Annotated in this window: 19 protein-coding genes and 1 tRNA gene; 7 read left to right on the top strand and 13 right to left on the bottom strand. The window is 49.2% G+C overall.

Annotated elements, in window-relative coordinates; translation table 11 throughout:
• The first annotated feature begins 49 nt into the window (after nt 1-49).
• Nucleotides 50-472: a helix-turn-helix domain-containing protein gene (locus tag ACPAOP_RS13790; protein WP_423708401.1), complete on the top strand. Its 423-nt coding sequence runs from the start codon at nt 50-52 to the stop codon at nt 470-472.
• A 62-nt stretch (nt 473-534) separates the two neighbouring features.
• A complete protein-coding gene (locus ACPAOP_RS13785) occupies nt 535-2,907 on the top strand; it encodes a VIT domain-containing protein (RefSeq protein WP_423708400.1) in 2,373 nt (790 codons plus the stop codon).
• Nucleotides 2,908-3,365: 458 nt separating this feature from the next.
• Here the strand turns inward: ACPAOP_RS13785 and ACPAOP_RS13780 are convergent, their stop codons facing one another.
• The 3 genes from ACPAOP_RS13780 to ACPAOP_RS13770 all read right to left on the bottom strand — a co-directional run bounded on the left by ACPAOP_RS13780 (nt 3,366) and on the right by ACPAOP_RS13770 (nt 5,366).
• The gene (locus ACPAOP_RS13780) at nt 3,366-4,205 is read right to left on the bottom strand and encodes a plasmid recombination protein (RefSeq protein WP_423681810.1); all 840 of its coding nucleotides are present in this window, start codon (nt 4,203-4,205) and stop codon (nt 3,366-3,368) included.
• Complete coding sequence (locus ACPAOP_RS13775; protein WP_423681811.1) at nt 4,205-4,642, bottom strand: helix-turn-helix transcriptional regulator; 438 nt, start codon at nt 4,640-4,642, stop codon at nt 4,205-4,207. Before ACPAOP_RS13775 ends, ACPAOP_RS13780 begins: the two co-directional genes overlap by 1 nt.
• 647 nt (nt 4,643-5,289) lie before the next feature.
• Nucleotides 5,290-5,366 (bottom strand) — tRNA-Pro (locus tag ACPAOP_RS13770).
• A 237-nt stretch (nt 5,367-5,603) separates the two neighbouring features.
• Between ACPAOP_RS13770 and ACPAOP_RS13765 the strand changes: the two genes are divergently transcribed.
• Nucleotides 5,604-6,728, top strand: coding sequence for a M14 family metallopeptidase (locus ACPAOP_RS13765; protein WP_423708399.1), 1,125 nt, complete (start codon nt 5,604-5,606; stop codon nt 6,726-6,728).
• Between the two features lie 135 nt (nt 6,729-6,863).
• Nucleotides 6,864-7,334, top strand: a complete 471-nt coding sequence (locus tag ACPAOP_RS13760) for a CYTH domain-containing protein (protein WP_423708398.1) — start codon at nt 6,864-6,866, stop codon at nt 7,332-7,334.
• Nucleotides 7,335-7,416: 82 nt separating this feature from the next.
• On the opposite strand, the gene ACPAOP_RS13755 is transcribed toward ACPAOP_RS13760, so the two are convergent.
• The 6 genes from ACPAOP_RS13755 to ACPAOP_RS13730 all read right to left on the bottom strand — a co-directional run bounded on the left by ACPAOP_RS13755 (nt 7,417) and on the right by ACPAOP_RS13730 (nt 13,191).
• Complete coding sequence (locus tag ACPAOP_RS13755) at nt 7,417-7,869, bottom strand: MaoC family dehydratase (RefSeq protein WP_423708397.1); 453 nt, start codon at nt 7,867-7,869, stop codon at nt 7,417-7,419.
• 1 nt (nt 7,870) lies between these two features.
• Nucleotides 7,871-8,344, bottom strand: coding sequence for a MaoC family dehydratase (locus tag ACPAOP_RS13750; RefSeq protein ID WP_423681815.1), 474 nt, complete (start codon nt 8,342-8,344; stop codon nt 7,871-7,873).
• 218 nt (nt 8,345-8,562) lie between these two features.
• Nucleotides 8,563-9,702, bottom strand: a complete 1,140-nt coding sequence (locus tag ACPAOP_RS13745) for an acyl-CoA dehydrogenase family protein (protein WP_423708396.1) — start codon at nt 9,700-9,702, stop codon at nt 8,563-8,565.
• A gap of 10 nt (nt 9,703-9,712) precedes the next feature.
• Nucleotides 9,713-10,903 carry an acyl-CoA dehydrogenase family protein gene (locus ACPAOP_RS13740; protein WP_423681817.1) on the bottom strand — a complete coding sequence of 397 codons (1,191 nt, stop codon included), beginning with the start codon at nt 10,901-10,903 and terminating at the stop codon, nt 9,713-9,715.
• Between the two features lie 303 nt (nt 10,904-11,206).
• Nucleotides 11,207-12,433, bottom strand: coding sequence for a DUF2863 family protein (locus ACPAOP_RS13735; RefSeq protein WP_423708395.1), 1,227 nt, complete (start codon nt 12,431-12,433; stop codon nt 11,207-11,209).
• A gap of 65 nt (nt 12,434-12,498) precedes the next feature.
• The gene (locus ACPAOP_RS13730; protein ID WP_423708394.1) at nt 12,499-13,191 is read right to left on the bottom strand and encodes a glutathione binding-like protein; all 693 of its coding nucleotides are present in this window, start codon (nt 13,189-13,191) and stop codon (nt 12,499-12,501) included.
• A gap of 194 nt (nt 13,192-13,385) precedes the next feature.
• On the opposite strand from ACPAOP_RS13730, the gene ACPAOP_RS13725 reads away from it, so the two are divergent.
• On the top strand, nt 13,386-14,276 hold the full coding sequence (locus ACPAOP_RS13725) for a DMT family transporter (RefSeq protein ID WP_423681822.1): 891 nt from the start codon (nt 13,386-13,388) through the stop codon (nt 14,274-14,276).
• Between the two features lie 100 nt (nt 14,277-14,376).
• Here ACPAOP_RS13725 and ACPAOP_RS13720 read toward each other — a convergent pair whose 3' ends face one another.
• The 4 genes from ACPAOP_RS13720 to mfd form a co-directional block, all read right to left on the bottom strand.
• Complete coding sequence (locus ACPAOP_RS13720; RefSeq protein WP_423681823.1) at nt 14,377-15,636, bottom strand: acyl-CoA dehydrogenase family protein; 1,260 nt, start codon at nt 15,634-15,636, stop codon at nt 14,377-14,379.
• Nucleotides 15,637-15,719: 83 nt separating this feature from the next.
• Entirely contained in the window at nt 15,720-16,793 is a 1,074-nt protein-coding gene (locus ACPAOP_RS13715) for a phosphotransferase (protein WP_423681824.1), read from the bottom strand.
• A 329-nt stretch (nt 16,794-17,122) separates the two neighbouring features.
• Nucleotides 17,123-17,983: a phosphoserine phosphatase SerB gene (gene serB, locus ACPAOP_RS13710; RefSeq protein ID WP_423708393.1), complete on the bottom strand. Its 861-nt coding sequence runs from the start codon at nt 17,981-17,983 to the stop codon at nt 17,123-17,125.
• Nucleotides 17,984-18,019: 36 nt separating this feature from the next.
• The gene (gene mfd, locus ACPAOP_RS13705; RefSeq protein ID WP_423708392.1) at nt 18,020-21,451 is read right to left on the bottom strand and encodes a transcription-repair coupling factor; all 3,432 of its coding nucleotides are present in this window, start codon (nt 21,449-21,451) and stop codon (nt 18,020-18,022) included.
• A gap of 119 nt (nt 21,452-21,570) precedes the next feature.
• Here mfd and ispD point away from each other — a divergent pair, with 119 nt between their 5' ends.
• Nucleotides 21,571-22,278 carry a 2-C-methyl-D-erythritol 4-phosphate cytidylyltransferase gene (gene ispD, locus ACPAOP_RS13700; RefSeq protein ID WP_423708391.1) on the top strand — a complete coding sequence of 236 codons (708 nt, stop codon included), beginning with the start codon at nt 21,571-21,573 and terminating at the stop codon, nt 22,276-22,278.
• A 42-nt stretch (nt 22,279-22,320) separates the two neighbouring features.
• Entirely contained in the window at nt 22,321-22,824 is a 504-nt protein-coding gene (ispF, locus tag ACPAOP_RS13695) for a 2-C-methyl-D-erythritol 2,4-cyclodiphosphate synthase (RefSeq protein ID WP_423681828.1), read from the top strand.
• Nucleotides 22,825-22,838 lie beyond the last annotated feature (14 nt).

Below are 22,838 nucleotides of genomic sequence, written 5' to 3'. Positions count from 1 at the left end.
GGTTTTGTGAAGCTTGATTATATACAGTTAAAGTGTTTTAATATTGTGTATGAATAAAACAACTTCTACTTCTCCGGAAGAATTTACGCTCGCAGATCTTTGTGTTCTGGCCGATTTGCCAGTTCGCACCGTGCGTTATTACGTGCAGATCGGTTTAGTGGATAAACCGTATGGGGAAACACGTGCCGCCAGATATCGCACTCATCATCTTGAGCAACTGCTGCTTGTTAAAAAATGGACTGCTGCCGGAGTTTCGCTCGATCGGATTCGTGAACTCTTGCATGGCGAAGATCCACCTGTTCCGGCAAAGCCACACGCCGCTGGCAGCATAGAAGTCCGCAGCCACCTGACAGTAGCGAATGGCATTGAGATCGTGATTGAGCCAGGGCGCGCTGGTTTAACGCCAGAACAGGTCCGGGAATTCGTGCGCAGTGTAATGCAGGCCTATGCTGATCTGGTTAAAAAAAATTAAGTGCTGTTCCGCAATCGAGTTTTTTGCTCTTTGAAATATCAATGTGTATGTAAGGGAAAGAGATGAATACGCTTCAATATGCCTGCCTGAAAACGACGAATGGTAAAGAGTTCATACTAGAAAGTATTCGTATGAGCGGCGACGTGCGAGGCCTGATGCTCGACATGCAGATGACGCAACAGTTTTATAACCACATGTCCTCCCATGCCGAAGTGATTTATACCTTTCCATTGCCGTGGGGCGCGGTCTTGCTGAGTGTTGAAGTGACTCTAGGAGACAAAAAGCTGACAGGTATCGTGGTCGAGAAAAAACAGGCCGAAGTTGAGTATGAGGAAGCGTTATCGTCTGGCGACACAGCGGTAATGCTGGAAAAAAATTCCGACCACAGTTATAGCCTGAATCTCGGTAATCTTACGCCGAAAGAGCATTGCAGCATCTTTATCCGGTACGCACAAACACTGCAATTTGAACAGCAAGGCTTGCGTTTATTGATTCCGACCGTGATCGCGCCGCGCTATGACGGCAGTAAATCCTATGTGCCGAAGAGATCCGACATTCCCGAGCATCTGATACCTCGACATACTTTGGCGGCGGACTATCCCTTCGACATCGAACTTCGGCTGCACGACGTGCTCGCACAGGCACGAATTGCCTCACCCAGTCATCTGGTAGCGCAGAAAAACCGGAGTGGTATTGCTTATATATCACTTAGTCGTCAGGGAACCTTAGATAAAGATTTTGTACTGGTACTGGATCAGCTTTCAGATAACGCTGTAGTCACTACCGGGCCAGATTATGTCAATGCCGAGCGACATGTCATGCTGGCCAGTTTTTACCCTCAGATCCCACAAAATACGAGTGCAAATATTTCGGTAAAAATTCTGGTTGATTGTTCTGGCTCAATGGCCGGTGACAGTATTTCTGCAGCTCGCCGGTCATTAAAGTCGATTATAGAGAATTTGATCGATGGTGATCGCTTTAGCCTCAGTCGTTTCGGTAATCACGTAGAACATCGCTCACGTGTAATGTGGAAGTCAGCGCACGCGAGTAAAGCTGCCGCACAGCGTTGGATAGACGGGCTTGAGGCAGATTTAGGTGGCACTGAAATGGAAGCAGCACTCAGTTCTACTTTTGAGTTAAATGATCTGTTACAGAGTGACGTTTTACTGATTACGGACGGTGATATCTCCGATATAGCGAGCGTCATTCTTTCTGCTAAAAAGTCCGGACACAGGTTATTTATTGTTGGCGTCGGTAATAGTCCTGCGGAGAGCCACTTGCGTCGACTTGCGGATGCAACAAAAGGTGCGTGTGACTTTGTTGCGACCAGCGAAGCTGTCGAACCGGCGGTTTTGCGGATGTTCAACCGCTTACGTTCACCGCATTTCGACACATTAAGCTGTGTCTGGCCGGAAGAGTGCACCCCAATCTGGACATCAGAAAACACGAGTACGCTGTTTGAGGGTGATACCTGTCATGTGTTTGCACTGTTTGCGCAAAAGCCCAAAGGGGTCTTGCAACTGCTTGGACAGCGAGCGGGGAGTACATTGCCGGAAGAGCTTGGAACACTCGATATGTCATCCGTGACAACGACGGATGTTCAACTGTCGCGAATAGCTGCTAACGCCAGACTGAATGCTTCATCGTTCATCAGCCCTGACAACGCTGAAGCAGAAAAAATTGCATTAGATTATCAGCTGGTGACAGCGCATACGAACTTCTTATTAATCCATGAACGGCCGGAGTCGGAGAAAGCGAACGATATGCCGACGCTAACTCAAGTGAAACATATGGTGCCAGCAGGCCATAGCGGAATAGGACAAACAAGATTGAGAACGATCGATCCTTTGGTAGTCGATTCCGGAAGTTATAAGGCAGCTGTGTTCCGTCGAGAGTTAGTCAGCGATAGGATAAAGACTTCAGAAACTTTTACGGATTATGATATCCCAGCCTTCCTCCGGAAAAAGCCGGATGATGCAGAGAAGGCATTTGAGCCACAGCATGTGTATGTTGCGACTCCGGGATCAACCTTATCACCATCTGGATTGTTGAGCTTATTAGACGCTACACCAGATAAAGATTGGCTGATCAGCTTTAATGAGTTGCGCGATCTTAAACTGAGCGATAGCGTGATTGATTGGTTAGAGTTCGTCGTGATGCCTCAATTCCCGTGGGCAACCGAAAGTAACATCGTTACCAGTTTCATCTATGCCGTGTCGAGGATGGACGCTTGTCGTGTTTTGCCCGAACAAACCAACAATAAAGTGGATATCCGGTCATTCTTCAAACGGTTCAAAAAAAATCCAGGACAGTCATTACCTCAGAAGGTCAGTCCACATGTCGATATGAAGATCGTCGAAGAAATACAGCGTCTGCTCAAAGGAATTCAACCACAACAATGGCCTGTTGAATTTAACGATTTTGTTGATGCTTAAAACTTTTTAACAAGAATATTTGAAGAGATAACGGGCCCAGATTTAACAGTTAATTGACCTAGTATTTGTAACTGTCAGATTAGATTAAATCGGCACTAATACACATTGAACCAGTGAGGCTTCGGAGCAAGGTTCCCGTTCTTGCTATCGCGTCCGGCGCTCTCTCGTTTGTTGCACTACCGACTAAACCGGAACGGTAGCCACGATGGATTCGAGCCGAAGCCAATGTGAACTATACATAAATATTTCGCAAATTGACATCCCATCATTCTGTTGCGAATGATGGGATGTCACCTGCTATCTATCTTTGCAACGTAGCAAATAATATTTGCCATTGGTGCGCGTGATGATTTGCTTGCGTACTATCTGCGTACCTTGGCTTGCGTACCTTCAAAACTCATACTGAAACATTAGAATGCCTCGAACGTATGAGGCAGGTTAGGGGCACTCATTAGCATCTAGCTATCAGACAGCCTTGGTCTAGGGTGGGGCTGTTTATCTGGTTTGACTTTGGAGGTCATAATGCCCACGAATGTTTGTTTTCTAGGTTTAGGTGGCTTCTTGCATTGAGCATTGCCAATGAGACCAGCAAGCTTATAGGGATTTTTTTCGATGACAGCTAAGAGTTCATCTTTAATCTCCATGTCATTCAGGAGCTTTGGGTTAGCAACGATTTTATCAACTGCTTCAGATGCGATTTGTTTAGTTTTAACTATATCAAGCTTGTCTCGTTTGGTTAACTCCATCCCATACTTTTTGCCAACTACAGCATAGCAACTCTCGCGCATTTTATTAATTTGACTGCGATTGCCCATTACTACGTGACCTTGTAGCTTTCCATCGACCAATGGCAGCAGTATCACGTGAATATGTGGTGTTGATTCATCCCAATGCACTACTGCCGAGAGAATAGGGAGGTTTGGGAAGTGTGACTCGACCCACAACACAAAGTCTTCGAAGCATGCGTTGCCGTTGAACGCAAATCGGTTTGGTAATGAAAAAACCAATTCCACACCGCGTATGTTATCGACACGTTTGACTTTAGCATTTGCCTCGGCCATTAATCGCTCGCTCTCCTTTGCAATCTCCCACGCGGTCGATTTTCCACGCAATATCCGGTTGAGATGACTGAGTTTTGAATTGATATGACTCGTCGAATCAGGCTGCAACTCTGCGTTGATTTCACGTAGATTATGTTTAGCCGCCTTATGAAGTATTTCTGGATCATTTTTGGTTCGATAATTTTTTCCAAGCTTTTGCATCCGTAACACTAAGTTTGTTTGGATAGATGGCTTCATTACGCCTTCCTTCCTAATTGGAGGATCCATGCATCAACCTCGTGCTCATAAAACCCTATCGCTCGTTCGAGTAGTTGTAATCTTTGCGGGAAGCGCCCGTCCTCGATGAGGTTATAGATCGTACTTCGCGAAAGTCCAACCTTCTTGATGACTTCTTTTAAACGGATCACACGAGGTTCTTCATCTTTGGAGGATCTTTGATCTTGTGCGTTTGGAGCTGACTCAGCGAGTGCCTTCTGTTTTTTCCTACCAGTTGCGCCAGCATGCGAACACATTCCATTTGAGATGGTTAGTGTTGCTATTTCTTCCGCTAGTTTTGATAAACCGTGTCGCTGACGACGAGTTGTCATTGCCATTTCATGCACAAACGGTAAATAAGATGTACCAGAAACTTCAAAAGTAATCATTTGAAAAATGTCTTCAAGAACAACCAACAAAACAGGTGTCCACTATGGCTACCTGCTGTGATCTGGAAAACAGTGTAAAAGCACTTTTTGAATAACTTAGATTTTAGATTCTGTCGTATTTTTACCAAACTAAAATCTAAGATTTTGAATTTCTTATGTATATGAACTCTGCTACTCAATGTATTAAGAGCATCAGGAATTTGTCAGAGCGGAAAGAGTGTAGGGCGAGATCAAATCCTAGAATTAATTTCTCTGGATTGTATAAATGACTAGTCTTAGGAAAATTCAGGCGTGTGCACAAAAAGAGATTAGTTTGATTGCGCTCAGTCCGTTTACGAGTGTTGTGACTACGTTTGATTGTGTATGAAAGATTGCAACCGCTAACAGAGCATAGTGGTTGGTTATTTTCGCTGTTTATTTAAAGCGGTAGATTTTGTCCGGTTGGATGATTTGATGTTCATGCGGAAATAGGGTGAAATCGAATGCACAAAATGTGTTTGCTTAATGTTACTACCAGCCCCGTAAGCATATTTATTGAAGATTGTTTTCCAATAGCGCCAGAACTTGCATTAGTACTTCAATTCAGAGTCTCCGATTTTTTCTTACCAAACCTCTTACCAAATGCCACAAAATAAAAAAGACTTACAAACCTTAAATTTGTAAGTCCTTGATTTTATTGGTCGGGACGGTGTGATTCGAACACACGACCCCTTGCACCCCATGCAAGTACGCTACCAGGCTGCGCTACGCCCCGACTCCGAGCCAAAGATTATAGTGCATGAATGGCGTTTTTACCATGCTTGCCAGTGACGTCGTGCAGAAAATCCCCAAAAGAATTTAACAATTTATTTTGAAAATCTGACTAAAATATTTTCATATTTTCTGAAAAGCTGTAAAAATACGGTCACACAGGTCGTATGCGTGTATTTATGACTTTGCTGGTCGTGAATTGGCGCTACGGTAGGGAATAAAACCAAACAATATAAATATGATGACAATAAAAATCAGTCAGAATTTCGACGCGGGAGCGATCGAGGTCGTGAGAGCAGAACAGGCGGGGGCAATCGATCTGAAGTTGCGTAAAGATTCACATGCCGATATCTGGCAATGGTTTCATTTCCGTTTGCAAGGTGCGCGCCATCAGGAAGCAGTGATGCGTATTCTGAATGCAGGCGAGGCGACTTATGCCAAGGGATGGGAAAATTATCGTGTGGTAGCAAGTTATGACCGTGAAACCTGGTTCCGCGTCGATACTGAATTTGATGGAAAGGTGATGACGATACGTCATACGCCCGAATATGACAGCGTCTATTACGCTTATTTCGAGCCATACAGCTGGGAGCGTCACCTCGATTTGCTGAGCAGTGTGCAGCATTCTCCGTTGGCACGGGTGGAAGATCTCGGCAACACTGTCGATGGCCGGGATTTGAATATGGTCGTCGTTGGTGACCCGGCTGCTGAGAAAAAGGTCTGGATTATTGCTCGTCAACATCCGGGCGAAACGATGGCAGAATGGCTGGTCGAAGGTATGCTGGGCGCTTTGCTTGATCAGGCGAACCCAATTGCACGCAGTATTCTGCAAAAGGCCGTGCTGTATATCGTGCCGAATATGAATCCTGATGGTGCTGCGCGAGGCAATCTGCGTACGAATGCGGCTGGTGCCAATCTGAATCGCGAGTGGATGACGCCATCACTGGAAACCAGCCCTGAAGTTTTCCACGTCAAAAACAAGATTCACGAAACTGGCTGTGATCTGTTTTTGGATATTCATGGCGACGAGGCTTTGCCGTACGTATTTGTGGCAGGTAGTGAAATGATTGAAGGTTTCACTGAGAAGCAGGCAAAAGAGCAGCAAGTGTTTGTTGATAGCTTCTGCGCTGCCAGCCCTGATTTCCAGACCAAATTTGGTTATGAAGCATCGAAATACAATGAAGACATGTTGAAGCTGGCTTCCAAGTATATTGGTCACACCTTTAAATGTGTATCGCTGACACTGGAATTACCGTTCAAAGACAATGCGAATTTGCCGGATGCAGAAACCGGATGGGATGGTGCTCGTAGTATCAAACTGGGTGAGGCGATGTTACAGCCGATTCTGGCTTCCTTGAATAGCTGATACGACTTATCAATAAAGAAAAAGACACCGGCAGTATTTGCGCGGTGTCTTTTTTTTCGTGCATAGTCTTTTACAACGCTAAAAGCAGGGAAAATACTGGTTTGATATGACGCAAAGCAATAAGGTAAAAAGGACATGGGGATAGAAATAGAACGTAAGTTTCTCGTCGTTGGCGATGAGTGGAAGCAGCAGGGCGTGGCGACTTATTTGCGTCAGGGCTACATCAGCGCTGAGCCCGGGCGTATCGTGCGCGTGCGGATTGACGGTGATACTGCGATGCTGACGATTAAAGGCTTGTCGACAGGTATTGCCTGCGGTGAATGGGAGTATCCTATTCCTGTGGCGGACGCGCAGGCTTTGCTTGATCAGGTATGTCAGCAACCATTGATAGAGAAAAACCGTTACCGGATTCTTATTGGCGAGCTGGTCTGGGAGGTTGATGAATTTTTTGGTGACAACGCTGGCTTAGTGGTTGCGGAGGTGGAATTGCAATCCGAAGATCAGGTATTTGAACGACCTGCATGGCTGGGGGAAGAAGTCAGCCATGATCGTCGCTACGCGAATGCGAATTTGCTGAAGCAGCCTTACAGCTCGTGGGCGAAGTAATGTCTCGGTTTGAATGATGGAGATGGAAAATGGCAAATCGTGAACGCTGATTTGCCATTTTTTGAGCTTAAAATTTTCCTGATCAATAACAACGCGCAATCGACTCTGCAACGCAGACTGGCTTGTCGCTGCCTTCACGTTCTATGCTGACTTCCCACGTCATTTGCGCACCGTCTTTAATGTCATCGATTTGCAGTAGTGTCAGGTGCGCCCGCAAACGGCTGCCGACCGGCACCGGAGCCGGAAAGCGGACTTTATTCAGTCCATAATTCACGCCCATTTTGACGTAACTGAGATGCAACGCATTTTCCATCAGCATAGGCAATAAAGAGAGCGTCAGGAAACCGTGGGCAATCGGACCACCAAACGGGGATTCTTTTTTTGCCCGTTCGACGTCGATGTGTATCCATTGATGATCGCCAGTGGCATCGGCAAAGGTATTGACTCGCTCCTGTGAGATACTGATCCAGTCTGAGCTTGCTACCTGAGTGCCGACGAGCGATTTGAGTTCTGCGAGGGATTTGATTTCACGCATATCATGCTCCTGATGCTTGCGGGCGGCGACCAAACATGCCCATACCTTTGATGGTGCAGACGAGCTGACCATTCTGATTGACGGCCTTCCAGACGGTGTTGACGACACCGCGATCTGGTTTCGAGGAAGACGGTTTGACGGAAACAGTTTCGGCGCTGACAGTTAGTGTATCGCCGGGCCGTACTGGTAGTATCCAACGCACTTCGTCTACCCCGGGTGAACCCATGCTCGACGAATCAGCAATGAAACCATCGACCACCATACGCATGATCATGCTGCAGGTGTGCCAGCCGCTGGCGATGACACCACCGAAGATGGATGCTTTGGCGGCTTCCTTGTCGATGTGAAAAGATTGTGGATCGAATTGCTGTGCAAAGTGGATAATTTCTTCTTCGGTGACAGTGCGCTGTCCGAGCGGAATCACGTTGCCGGGAATGAAGTCTTCAAAATACCAGGTGAATTGTTTGGTCGTCATGCGGTCTCCTTGATGACATTATTTTTATTCGGTTTTTATCTGATTTTTTAGCATTTTTTGAGCATACTCTGAGTATTCATGCGCTTCACAGCGGCTTTTTCCTCTGTCAGGCGCATGAATATTCAGGTGTTGTCTTTCCTATCGCTGCTCAAAAGATATTCGCCGCACTGGTGTGACGAACATAGAAAAAAGTCCCGAGCAGGGTCGGGACTTTTTTATCATGCAGCGTTTTTAAAACCAGGCTGTGCAACGAAGCGGGCCAGATGATGATCTGTGTCGCCAAGCGACAGCTCTATCATGGTCAGTCGTTTGAACATGTGCGCGACAGGCAATTCGTTGGTCACCCCCATGCCGCCATGTAATTGCACCGCCTGCTGGCCTATATATTTCGCAGCCTGACCAACGCGTGCTTTGGCTGCAGACAAGGTGCGGCGACGTTCTTCCGCATTGCCAGACGACACTTTAACGGCAGCCAGCGTTGCCATTGAACGCGCCTGTTCCATTTCCATGAACATGTCTGCCATCCGGTGTTGCAGCACCTGGAATTTGCCAATAGGGACGCCGAATTGCTGACGGGTTTTCAGATATTCCAGCGTTGCCGAGGTGATGGCTTCCATAATGCCGATCGCTTCTGAGCACAACAAAGAAACACCGTAGTCGGAGACTGCATCGAGTAATTCCCAGCCGCCATCTTCGCGGCCAAGCAAGGCTATCGCAGGAAGCTGAACGTTGGTAAAACTGATGTCCGCAGCACGGTAACCATCGATGGTGCGGTAATCCTGACGCGTTACACCTGCGGCATTGGCATCGACAATAAATAACTGTATGCCGCTCTTGTCTCGTGCAGCACCGATGCTACGCGCTGAAACGATCAATTTATCGGCCTGTGCACCATGTAATACCACGGTTTTTTTACCGTTCAGCGTATAGCCATCGCCAGCTTTTGTTGCTGTCGTTGCGATATCGCTTAAATCGTGGCGTGATTGTTTCTCATGCAGGGCCACCGCGAGTTTGATCTCTCCGCCAGCAACCTGTTCCAGCACGTCGAAATGCGCTTTTGCTTGCTTCAGAAACTCAGCTGCAAACACGGTTGCGAAATACGGTTCGATGACCAAGCCGCGTCCAAGTTCTTGCATCACGACCATCATATCGATCGCGCTGCCGCTGAATCCACCCTGATCTTCAGGAACAGGCAGGGCTGTCGCCCCAAGTTCTGCCAGTGCTGACCAGGCTTCTGCTGATATACCTTCAGCGGAAGCGATGATATGTTTGCGTTGCTCAAAGCCGTAGTCTTTTTCTACCCAACGACGGACTGCTTCGGCAAATTGTGTCTGTTCCTGTGTTAATGCGAAATCCATGGTGCTCTCCTCACAGTCCTAAAATCATTTGGGTAATGATATTTTTTTGAATCTCGTTAGAACCACCATAAATGGAGGTCTTACGGAAGTTGAAGTAGTAAGCGGCGAGGGCAGCAGCATCGTCGTCATCCATAATGCTGTGCTCATTCTCGCCTTCGAGGAAAGCCGGATCAAACGGCTGCGCATACGGGCCGACTGCTTCGACCATTAATTCTGTCAGTCGCTGTTGTATCTCTGTACCTTTGATTTTCAGTAAAGATGCTTCCGGCCCCGGACGACCACTATCTTGAGAAATCACCCGCATCACTGTAATTTCCAGCGCCATGATTTCGATTTCCAGACTCGCGACTTTATTCGCATACACGGGATCATCGATCAGCGGTTGTCCATTTTTATGATGTTCCGCAGCGATACGTTTTAGGAATTGCAATTCGCGTTTTGCCCGGCCAACCGCGGCGATATTCGTGCGCTCATGTCCGAGCAGATATTTTGCGTAAGTCCAGCCTTTGTTTTCTTCGCCGATCAGGTTTTGTACAGGTACTTTGACGTTGTCGAAGAACACTTCATTCACTTCATGATCTTCGTCGAGCATGATGATAGGGCGTACGGTGATACCCGGGGTTTTCATGTCGATCAGCAGGAAAGAAATACCTTCTTGCTTGCGACCGTTAGGCTCTGTGCGTACCAGACAGAAAATCATGTCAGCGTGCTGCGCCAGCGTGGTCCAGGTTTTCTGACCATTGACAATGTAATGGTCGCCGACACGTTCAGCACGGGTTTTTAGTGATGCGAGATCTGAGCCGGAACCTGGTTCTGAGTAACCCTGACACCACCAGTCATCGCAATTCAGGATACGCGGTAGGTAATAGTCTTTTTGTGCCTGATTACCAAACGCCATGATGACCGGTGCCACCATATTCACGCCGAATGGCAGGATCGCAGGCGTGCCTGCGCGCGCGCATTCTTCTTCGAAAATATGACGTTGCGTCGGCGTCCAGCCGGTACCGCCATATTCTTTTGGCCAGCCTGTGGCAACCCAGCCCTGTTTTGCCAGTATCTTGTGCCAGCGGACGAAATCTTCTCTGGATAAGCGTTTGTGGTTCAATACCTTTTGCTGCAGGTCAGTCGGGAGGTTTGCTTCCAGATAACTGCGCACCTGATCCCGGAAGGCGATATCTTCCGGTGTGTAATTCAAATCCATATTGTCTCCTGAGGTTGAATGCCTGGATGATTGACGGTTTTTTCTTACTGACTGATTAATGCACTTTGATCATTTCTTTCTGATTTTGACTCTGCACGGCAGATCCGTTTCAGATTGAAATTTAAAAAAGCACGACCGTTCAGAACTTATTGTACAACGGATTTAAATTTTGGTGACTGCAATTGTGCTTGCCTGAAAAAATATCAATTCGGGCGAAGCTGAACAGAGAATTTTGCTGAGTATTCAAACGAAATAAACATCAGCCCAAAATAAAATTTCCGGGCTGATGAATGTCGGGAGGGGTCAGTGGAAGTGCGTTGTACCCGGAGACGGGGTGTCTTCCGGCATTTCAGGATGTACCAGTTCAGCATCACGGTCAGCAAACAAAGGTGTGCCGCAATCATCACAAAATTCCATCGCAAAAATTTCGTCTAACTGGATAATCTGACGAATGCCGCAATCCGCCAGTATTTCCGGGATTTCACCGATCAGTTTTCCGTTTTCATCGAGGCTGACCGCAGCAAGCTGATCTTCCGCCTGATAAAGTGGCCAGACCACGCCGTAGATCACTTCGGGAGCATCGCTAAGACAAAAGCTGATCCTGAACTCATCTACTTGCCCGGGGGTGTCCTGCACGCCGCAAGAGGCAATCACGATGCTGAGTTGTGACGCTTCTTTGTTCAATGTCTGCGTCAGATAAAAGACTGCCGAACGTATGGATGCCGGACGTATCCTGATCTCCGCTTCGCGACAAGCGGTGTAAAACGCTTCTGGTAACAGGAGTTCAATGCTACATCCAGGCAGCAGGTGTTTGATCGCAGGGGCAGCCTGTTCTTGCCATACAAGCAGGGAATTACTTTTTGCCTTCGCGCAATCATAGGGGGCCTCTAAGGCCTGCCATTGGAAAATCGGCGCTTCCGCTGGTGCCACCAGCACACCCAACACATAGCGTATATCTGCCAGAAATGGGACGGTTTGTGCGTGCTCTGTTTCAACCGGATAACTGCTGTCTTTCAGTAAAGCCATCGCGTGACGTTCCAGCAGCGCATACGTCTCGCAGTGATTGCGCGGTAACTGATCGATGGAATATAAATGCGGCAGCAGACGCAGTCTGGTTGCAGGCATCAGCATATTGTTTGTGAGTTGCCCTGCAAGTTGCGACAGTATGTCGGCCGGAATTGCCCCGGATGCGATTTCAAAGCGGGTCCAGGCAAGCACTGGTGCTGCGATGAGTAAGGCGATGAATTTTTTGCCTTGTACTTCAACGCTGGCGCAGGTACTGACGGTTTCCAGTGTTTCAATCAGAACTTCATAACCATTCGGATGAGAGGCAAATAAATTCTCGGCCGCCGCATCAAGAATTTCCTGATGATGCTGTTTCAGATTTTTTAAAACATAGATATCAAGCTTTTCCTGCCAGGTCAGATCCTCTATACGACTCGCGGATTGAGCAACTGCCAGCGACAAATTCACCAGTCTCTGGCTTTCTGCGGCGAGCTTGATTCTGTTTCGTTTTACAGGTCGGCGCATATATATCCTGGTGGGAAACGGGCGGATTTTATCTTCGCCGCGCTTCCATCTGTGATTGGTTAAAATTACTTTTTAGCGTACTGGGTTTTGCCAAATAAGATGTCTTTTGATTTATCAGTTTCTAATGGTTTGCGTAAATTGGCGAGAACCTGTACGCCTCTCTGCACCGCCGGGCGCTCGCTGATAGTATCAAACCAGCGTTTTGCATCCGGAAAATCGGCCCAGTCTATCCCCTGATTGGCAAATGATCGCGCCCACGCGAAGACTGCAATATCGGCAATTGTGTACTCTTCGCCAGCGAGATAAGCAGTGCGCGCAAGTTTTTTATCAATCACACCGTACAGTCTTCGTGCTTCATTAGTGTACCGGTCGATCGCATATTCAATTTTTTCCGGTGCATAAATACGGAAATGATGTGCCTGACCCAGCATAGGGCCGAAGCCACCCATCTGAAACATCAGCCATTGCAGTGTTTCATATTTTTCTCTGTCCGAGTTCCCAAGAAATTGTCCTGTTTTCCCGGCGAGATAGAGCAAAATGGCACCGGATTCAAATAAGGAAATCGGCTGTCCGTCGGGGCCATCGGCATCCACAATCGCAGGAATTTTATTATTCGGCGAGATCGCCAGAAATTCCGGTTTGAACTGGTCGCCAGCACCGATATCAACCGGAATCGCGCGGTAGGCCAGACCGCATTCTTCCAGCATGATGTGAATTTTGTGACCATTCGGCGTCGGCCAGGAATAAACGTCTATCATCGTGTGCTCCTATGTGGATTTGTCGGTACAGGTGTCAGAGGCTGATCTGATGCGTTGTCTGACGCTTATTATGCAGAGGTTTGCTACTTTGCGCACAGTATCCTGATTTTAATTGTTGCAGATATTCCGCCTTACAAGACTCAGGAAATGATGGCATCATGCCGCATCTTTGTGCTGGCAGTATGTGTTGAACGATGAAAAAGACCGTGGTTGTGCCCCATATTCCTTATCTGGCTTTGCATTTTGCGATATTTTTGTTTGGCAGTGCCGGAGTGCTGAGCAAAGTGCTGGCGGTTTCTTCGTTATTACTGGTGTTCGGACGGACTTTGTTTGCCAGCCTCAGCCTGATTCCTTTGTTGCTGGTTCAGCGTGAATTTTCTTTTCGCGCTGTGCCAAAAACAGTGATTCTGTGCGGTGTTTTGCTGGCGGTACATTGGCTAAGTTTTTTTGCCGCGATGAAGGTGGCGCCTGTTACCTATGGATTGATGGGTTTTGCCAGTTTTCCTTTGTTCGTGACCTGGCTGGAACCCTGGTTGTTCAAGGAGAAACGGGATGGTAAGGACTGGTATGCGGCGTTCGCTGTTGTGATAGGGATGGCCGTGATGGTCAGTGATACCGGTGGCGGCGATATTGCGAATACGGCAGCACAATCGCCGGTGACAGGTTTATTGCTGGGTATTTTTTCTGGATTCAGCTTTGCGTTACTGGTGTTGGCAAATCGCTGGCAGGGCGGTCATATTGCACCGTTCCGGCTGGCATTTCTGCAAAACAGCGTTGCCACGCTTACCTTGCTGCCATTTGTGCTGGTGAATGGCGGGCTGAGTCAGATTTCTGCTAACGAATGGTGGGGGCTGGCGCTGATGGGCGTCGTGTTCACAGCGGTCTCGCATGGCTTATTCATGTATAGCCTGCGCCATGTTTCCACCCGATTCGCGAGTCTGATGACCTCGCTGGAACCAGTGTATGGAATAGCCATCGCTTACCTCGTGTTACATGAAACCCCGAATCTGCGGGCGTTGATTGGCTGCGCTATCGTGATTTCAGCTACGGTGGCAGTATCGTATTGGCATGGCAAGGCGCACTGACACTGGAAATGTTGTGCGGATGGCGGGGAAGGCGTAAAAAAGGCGAAGATCATCTTCGCCTTTTTTATCTGAATAAAGGAAAATTTACCCGCAAAATCCATCAGGAGCGGGTGATAGGTAAGCCCAAATCTTCTTTCAGATCGATGTGTTTTGCCAGCTCCAGTTTTGCAATTGCGTTGCGGTGAACTTCATCCGGGCCATCCGCCAGGCGCAGGGTACGGTTGCCCGCCCATTGTGCCGCCAGTGGGAAATCGCCGGAAACGCCGCCAGCACCGTGTGCCTGTATCGCCCAGTCCAGCACTTGCTGTGTGACATTCGGTGCCAGCACTTTGATCATCGCAATTTCCGCCTGCGCGTGTTTGTTGCCGACCGTGTCCATCATATAAGCGGCTTTCAGCGTCAACAAACGTGCCGTGTCAATTTGTATGCGGGATTCAGCAATGCGTTCACGCCAGATGCTTTGCTCAGAAATTTTCTTACCAAATGCCACGCGGCTGTTCAGACGCTTGCACATTAATTCCAGCGCACGTTCTGCCACGCCAATCGCACGCATGCAGTGATGGATGCGTCCGGGGCCAAGGCGGCCTTGTGCGATTTCAAAACCACGGCCCTCGCCGAGCAGAATATTCGACGCAGGGACACGTACATTTTCAAACAGAATTTCACAATGACCATGCGGCGCATCGTCATAGCCGAAGACAGGAAGAGGGCGCTTGACCGTGATCCCCGGTGTTTTTGCATCGACCAAGATCATCGATTGCTGCGCATGGCGGGCAGCGTTGAAATCGGTTTTACCCATCAGGATATAAACGGCGCAACGCGGATCACCTGCGCCGGATATCCACCATTTATGACCGTTGATCACATAATGATCGCCGTCGCGCTCAATGCGGGTTTCCACATTAGTGGCATCAGATGAAGCAACACCAGGCTCAGTCATCGCAAACGCAGAGCGGATTTCGCCCCGCAGCAATGGTTCCAGCCATTGCTTTTTATGCTCTTCGGTGCCGTAGCGTTCGATAGTTTCCATATTGCCGGTGTCCGGCGCGGAACAGTTGAACACTTCCGGCGCCCAGCCGACGCGCCCCATGATTTCGCACAAAGGCGCGTAATCCAGATTCGACAAACCCTCAGGTGCGCGCGCTGACTTAGGCAGGAACAGATTCCATAAACCTTCTGCGCGGGCTTTCGGTTTCAGGTCTTCAATGATTTGCGTTGCGATCCAGCGGTTGCCATTTTCCAGGCCATTGCGGTCGATTTCTTCTTTATAGGCTTGTTCGTTCGGATAAATATGCTCATCCATGAAGCGTAACAGCTTAGCTTGCAGTTCTTTACAGCGATCTGAGTATTCGAATTCCATTTTGTCTCCGGTTTTTGTTTTTGCGATGAAAATGAATTGCCTGCTGCTTGCGTTCTTAATCAATGTTAAGAACGATAAAATTATTATGCTTGTTTCTCTACGTAGCTCCAGCCCAGTTCCGCCATTGGTCTTGCCGCTTCGCCGGATTTTTTTGCCTGTGCGCTGGATGCGGTACCGTCCACATAACGCTTCATAATGCCTTGCAAAATACCCGCCATGCGGAACAGATTGTAAGCAAGATAGAAGTTGAAATCTTCCGGGCGTATCGTTTTACCGGTACGTTCGCAATACTTTGCGATGTATTCCTGCTCGGAAGGAATGCCCAGTGCCTTATGATCAAGACCGGCGATGCCACGGAACTGCCCCGGTGTCACATGCCAGCTCATGCAGTGATAAGAAAAATCTGCCAGCGGATGTCCGAGTGTCGAAAGTTCCCAGTCCAGTATCGCCAGAATTCGTGGTTCAGTCGGATGGAACATCATATTATCGAGACGATAGTCACCATGCACGATGCTGGTGTCATCACCGGCTGGAATATTGTGCGGCAGCCATTCGATCAGCTTATCCATCGCTTCGATTTTCTCGGTTTCCGATGCCCTGTATTGTTTTGTCCAGCGATCAATCTGACGCGCAAAGTAATTACCCGGCTTGCCGTAATCAGCCAGACCGATAGCAGCGTAGTCTATGGTATGCAATTGAGCGATGACGCGGTTCATTTCATCGTAAATCTCGCCCCGTTGGGCTGGCGTCATGCCTGGCAGAGACTGATCCCACAATACCCGCCCATCGACAAATTCCATGATGTAAAACGCACGGCCGATCACGTCTTCATCGGCACACAGTGCGTATTGTCTGGCAGCCGGAAAGCCTGCTTTGTTCAGCGCGTTCATGACCTTGAATTCGCGTTCTATCGCGTGGGCGGACGGCAGCAACTTGGCGACAGGGCCAGGTTTCGCACGCATCACATATCGTTGATTGCCGGCAGTCAGTTTGAAGGTCGGATTGGACTGACCGCCTTTGAATTGTTCAACCACCAGTTGATCTGCTAATGAGGCATCGAAGCCTTCGACATGTTGCCGCATATAGTCGGCGAGTGCGCCGATATCAAATTTCTGACGATCAGCAACCGGCATCGTGCCCATGAATTCTTCAAACATCAATGTCTCCTGGCGGAAATAAATTGTTATGTGATCTTAACCCCGGAGGGACTCCGGAGCAGACAGTCAAAACTATTTTAACCTAAGTAATCGAACGTTCGTACTATTTTTATTTTGAAATAAATTGAAGAGACGGAATCCATCTTTCAGCATGGCGAGTGAAGGCTGTCGCATACACAAGCGCGTATGGTGAATGCAGACCTGGCAGTCGCGATGCAGTGACATTTGCGGGGCTGCAAACGCGGTATCTGCAGCCCTCAGGCGGGAAAATGAGAGGAAGAGGAATGACTGAACGGAATAAACCGGATAGCTACAAGTTCAAAACATGTTCAGAATAAATTCAGTACCCCATCAAGCCCGACAAAATTTAATGCGACATCGGCTTGTGCACGGACAACGGGTTTGGCACGAAATGCAACCGACATGCCTGAAGTCTTCATCATTTTCAGATCGTTCGCACCATCGCCCATCACAATTGCGTGGTCAGGTGTGATGCCCATCTCTGCGCAGACGCGTTCCACGGTATTTTTCTTTTCATCGGCGTCAACGATGCCGCCGACCACTTTACCGGTTAATTTGCCGTTCTCGATTTCGAGTACATTCGCGTTCGTGTAATCGAGCTGCAGGCGAGACTTCATGCGGTCCGTAAAGAAAGTGAAACCACCGGACACCAGCAGGGTTTTCAATCCTGCTTGTTGCATCGCTTTGAGCATCTTTTCTGCACCTGGAGATAGTTGCAAACGTTCATCATAGACGCGTTGCAGTGCGGAGGCATCGAGTCCTTTGAGCAGCGCGACCCGGCGCGTCAGGCTCTCGCGAAATTCGAGTTCGCCACGCATTGCCGCTTCGGTGATTTCCGCAACCTGTGGTTTCAAACCTTGCATATCCGCGATTTCATCGATGCACTCGATAGTGATCAGCGTCGAATCCATATCCATCGCCACCAATTTAAACTCACTAAGGGCGCGGGCTTGTGTTTGCGCGGTTACATCCAGCTCAGCGTCGAAGCATTGCTGCTGTATCTGCGCCCATGCCGCATCATCAAGGCTGACGCCATTCAGACGCAGCGCGTAGTCATTCAACTGGCTGGATGCCTTTGCCTTGCTGTGATCGATAATTTCTTGCAGTAAAGCCTGATGCGGCCCATGGATGGGGCGCACGCCTTGTATGGTCAATTGTGTGATGGTCATGAACGGATTAATAAGTAAGAAAATCTGTGTGATAAATCAATGCAGCGCTTTAAGCGTGGTCTTGATTTGTGCCACCCGGCTAGCCAGGTCAGGCATGCTGGCCGTGATGCGCAGTTTGTCCTGACCATTCAAGCGGATGTGTTTATTTTTTTGTACCAGCTCGATAATGCGCATCGCATCGATCGGTGGCTTTGGTTCAAATTGCAAAGTCGCTGCTTTGTTGTGGGCATCGATTTTGATGATGCCCAGTGGTTTCGCTGCCACCCGCAATCTGTGTGTTTCCAGCAGGGATTTGACCTGTTCCGGTAGCTTACCGAAACGATCGATCATCTCTTCCTGCATATCATCGATCGCACTGGCTTTATTGCAATTCGCCAGGCGCTTGTATATCGACAGCCGTTCATGAACGTCACCGCAGAAATCGTTTGGCAACAAAGCTGGAATATGCAGATTGATTTCAGTGGTGGATGAGAGAGGTGAGGCAAGATCTGGTTCTTTGCCGTTCTTCAGTGCGCGTACTGCTTCATTGAGCATGTCGGAATACATCTGGAAGCCGATCTCATGCATTTCACCGGATTGATTATCACCAAGCACCTCACCGGCACCACGAATTTCCAGATCGTGCATCGCCAGATAAAAGCCGCTGCCGAGCTCTTCCATCTGCTGAATCGCCTCCAGCCGGCGATTTGCCTGTTTGGTCAGTCCTTGCACATCATGTACCAGCAAATACGCATAGGCCTGATGATGTGAACGGCCGACACGTCCGCGCAACTGGTGTAATTGCGCGAGACCGAATTTATCGGCGCGGTGCATGATGATGGTGTTCGCAGTCGGCACGTCGATACCGGTTTCGATAATAGTGGTGCATAAAAGAATGTTAAAACGCTGGGCAACGAAATCACGCATGACTTTTTCGAGGTCACGTTCATGCATCTGACCGTGCGCCACCACCACACGTGCTTCCGGCAGCAATGCTTCCAGCATGGCTTTGCGGTTTTCTATCGTTTCCACCTCGTTGTGCAGGAAGTAAACCTGACCGCCACGTTTCAATTCGCGCAGACAGGCTTCGCGGATCACGGAATCATTTTCACTGCGAACGAAAGTTTTGATCGCCAGACGTTTTTGCGGCGCTGTCGCAATGATGGAAAAATCACGCAGACCTTCGAGCGCCATGCCCAGCGTGCGCGGAATCGGCGTTGCAGTCAGCGTCAGTACATCGACTTCGGAGCGCAGTGATTTCAGTGCTTCTTTCTGACGCACACCGAACCTGTGTTCTTCGTCGATGATTACCAGGCCCAGACGGGAAAATTTTACGTCGTCCGACAATAGCTTATGTGTACCGATCACAATATCAACCGTACCATCGCCCATCCCTTTGATTGCCTGATTGATTTCTTTGCCGGAACGGAAGCGCGATAATTCAGCGATTTTGACTGGCCAGTTAGCAAAGCGGTCTGCAAAGGTCTGGGCATGCTGTTCAGCGAGCAGGGTGGTCGGTGCCAGAATCGCGACCTGTTTGCCACCCATGACCGCCACAAAGGCGGCGCGCAGTGCAACTTCGGTCTTACCAAAGCCGACGTCGCCGCAGATCAGACGATCCATAGGCTTGCCCGAAGTCATATCACCAATCACGGCGTTGATGGCTGCCGCCTGATCCGGGGTTTCATCGAAACCGAAACTCTCTGCAAAAGCTTCGTAATCCTTGGCTGAATATTCAAATGCATGACCGTGACGTGCGGCGCGGCGGGCATACAGATTCAGCAGTTCTGCCGCCGTATCGCGGATTTGCTGAGCGGCCTTTTTCTTCGCTTTTTCCCATTGCCCGGAACCCAGCGTGTGCAGAGGCGCATCGTCCGGTGATGCGCCGGAATAGCGCGAGATCACATGTAATTGCGACACCGGTACATACAGCTTGGTTTCTTTCGCGTATTCGAGATGCAAAAATTCAGTATCGCCTTCGCCCAGATCCATGTTGATCAGCCCCATGTAGCGTCCGATACCATGATTGCTGTGCACGACAGGATCGCCGATTTTCAGCTCGGATAAATCGCGCACCATGTGCTCGACTTGTGTTGTGGCTTCCTGTTTCTTGCGGCCTATGCGTTTACCGCTGCCTGCATACAGTTCAGCTTCGGTAATGAAGGCCAGATCTTCTGCCAGAACGAAACCGGCATGTAGGGGCGCAACGCCCAGCATCAGTTTGGCATTGGCTGTCGCAAAATCAGCATAGCCCTCGCACAGGCTGAGCTGGATATTGTATTCATTGAAGTACTGCTGCAAGGTCTCACGACGACCGGCAGTTTCCGCGCAAATCATTACGCGTTTATCCGTTTGCAGCAGGAAAGAACGCAAATTCGTCAGCGGATCATCTGCGCGGCGATTGACAGAGATATCCGGCAGGAAGCCCGATACTTCAGATGCCGCAGCGTTTTTTTCGGTGTCAGCAATGACCCAGCGCGCCTGCGTTTTCAGCGCCGCAAAAAAATCTTCATCGCGCAAAAAAACAGTTTCAGGTGCCAACACCGGGCGCTCACGATCCGATTTCAGGAATTGATAACGCGAACGTGTATCGGTCCAGAAACGCTGTATCGTTTCGTCGATATTACCGACCAGCGCGAAATGTGGTGCTTCTGGCAGATAATCGAACAGGGTAGCGGTTTGCTCAAAAAATAATGGCAGATAGTATTCAATACCGGCAGACGCAATGCCATTGCCCATGTCTTTGTAAATCGATGAGCGGGACGGATCGCCTTCAAATGTTTCGCGCCAGCGGCTGCGAAATGCTACCCGCGCCGGCTCATCCATAGGAAATTCACGTCCTGGCAACAGGCGCACTTCCGGCACCGGATACAGCGAACGCTGGGTATCAGCATCAAAGGTGCGGATGGTTTCTATCGTGTCGCCAAATAAATCAAGTCGATACGGCAATGCGGAACCCATAGGGAATAAATCGATCAGGCCGCCACGCACCGAATACTCACCGGGCGACATCACCTGGCTGACATGGCTGTAACCTGCCAGCGTCAGCTGAGATTTCAGCTTCGCTTCATCCAGCGTGTCACCCTTTTTGAAAAAGAAAGTGTACGCAGCGAGGAATGATGGCGGCGCCATGCGCAGCAGGGCGGTGGTCGCCGGCGCCAGCAAGACATCGCAATTGCCGTTCTGAATTTCATACAGGCTGGCGAGGCGCTCAGAGACCAGATCCTGATGCGGTGAAAAAGCGTCGTAAGGCAGGGTTTCCCAGTCCGGCAGCAAATGACAGCGTAACTCAGCGTTGAACCACGGGATTTCGTCCAGCAGCCTCTGGGCATCGCCGGGATTGGCGACGAACACAGTCAACATACGTTTTTCTGACTTCAATGCGGTGGCGGCTTGCGCCAGAGCATACGCATCTGAAGACCCATGCAGATTCGGAAGTACCAGACGATGTCCGGCTTTGGCGAGGGATTTACTGAAATCAAATGACATTGCAGCTAGACAGGAAGATGCCGTAAAACGCTCTTACGGAACAGGATACGCGGTTAAAATGAGCGTCTAATTATAAACGAAGGGGCTGCTTGCCATCAGGCGGCCAGCGATCCGGCTCTATGACTGAAGAATTTAAACAACAGCAACAACCTGCGCCGCGCTATGTGGCGCTGATTCCGGCTGCAGGTGTTGGCACGCGTATGGGGGCAAATTCTCCGAAGCAGTATCTGACGATCGCTGGCAAGTCGATACTGCAGCATGCGGTGAATGCTTTGATGAATTTTCCGGGCATCAGTCACACTTATGTGGTCGTCAGTGAAGACGATGCATTTGTTGATAATTTTTTGCAAAAGGCCGATCAGCTGACTGTGTTGCGCTGTGGCGGAGCGACCCGACGAGACAGTGTGCGCAATGGTCTTGCCTATCTGGCGGATAAACTCGATGCACATGACTGGGTGCTGGTGCATGATGCTGCACGACCGGGATTGACACCCGCCCTATTGCAGAAATTAATCGATCAGGTTGGATCACATCCGGTCGGCGGTTTACTTGCTCTGCCAGTCGTGGATACGGTCAAACGTGTTATCGACGGCAAAGTAGCAACCATTTCTCGAGAAGGTCTGTGGCTGGCGCAGACGCCGCAGATGTTTCGTTATGCAATGCTGTGCGATGCACTCGATCAGGCTGAGCAGGTAACAGATGAATCGAGTGCGCTGGAACTGATGGGGTATGCACCGTTGCTGGTTGAGGGCCATGCCTGCAATATGAAGGTAACCTTACCCTCGGATCTTCTGATGGCGACCCAGTATATGCAGAGAAATAAGTAATAACAGGCAGAACAGATAAAACAGATAAATTGAGGTTGTTTGATGAAAAATAAGATGCTTCCTTTCCGCATAGGGCAAGGTTATGACTGTCATGCGCTGGTGTCTGAACGGCGGCTGATCATCGGCGGTGTGGATATTCCGCATACAAAGGGCTTGCTTGGTCATTCCGATGCAGACGTGTTGCTGCATGCGATTACCGATGCGATTTTCGGCTCGGTGGCGCTGGGAGATATAGGGCGACATTTTCCCGATACCGATCTGCGTTTTAAAGGCGCCGATTCGCGTGTGTTATTGCGCGAGGCAGTACTGCGTTTACATGCGACAGGTTATGTGATCGGCAATCTGGATGCGACCATCATTGCGCAGGCTCCAAAGATGGCTCCGCACATTGCTGCCATGGTGAAAAATATCGCGGATGACTTGCAGGTTGATATCAGTCAGGTCAACATCAAAGCCAAAACGAATGAAAAACTGGGTTACCTCGGGCGTGAAGAAGGTATCGCCGCAGAAGCGGTGGTACTGGTGTTTCGCACGGATAGTCAGTAAGCTGTTCAGCTGAA

This window comes from Undibacterium sp. WLX3042 (assembly GCF_049544825.1).
Classification (GTDB): Bacteria; Pseudomonadota; Gammaproteobacteria; order Burkholderiales; family Burkholderiaceae_D; genus Undibacterium.
The sequence above is the reverse complement of the archived record's forward strand: the minus strand, read 5'-3'. Positions and strand labels throughout refer to the sequence as shown.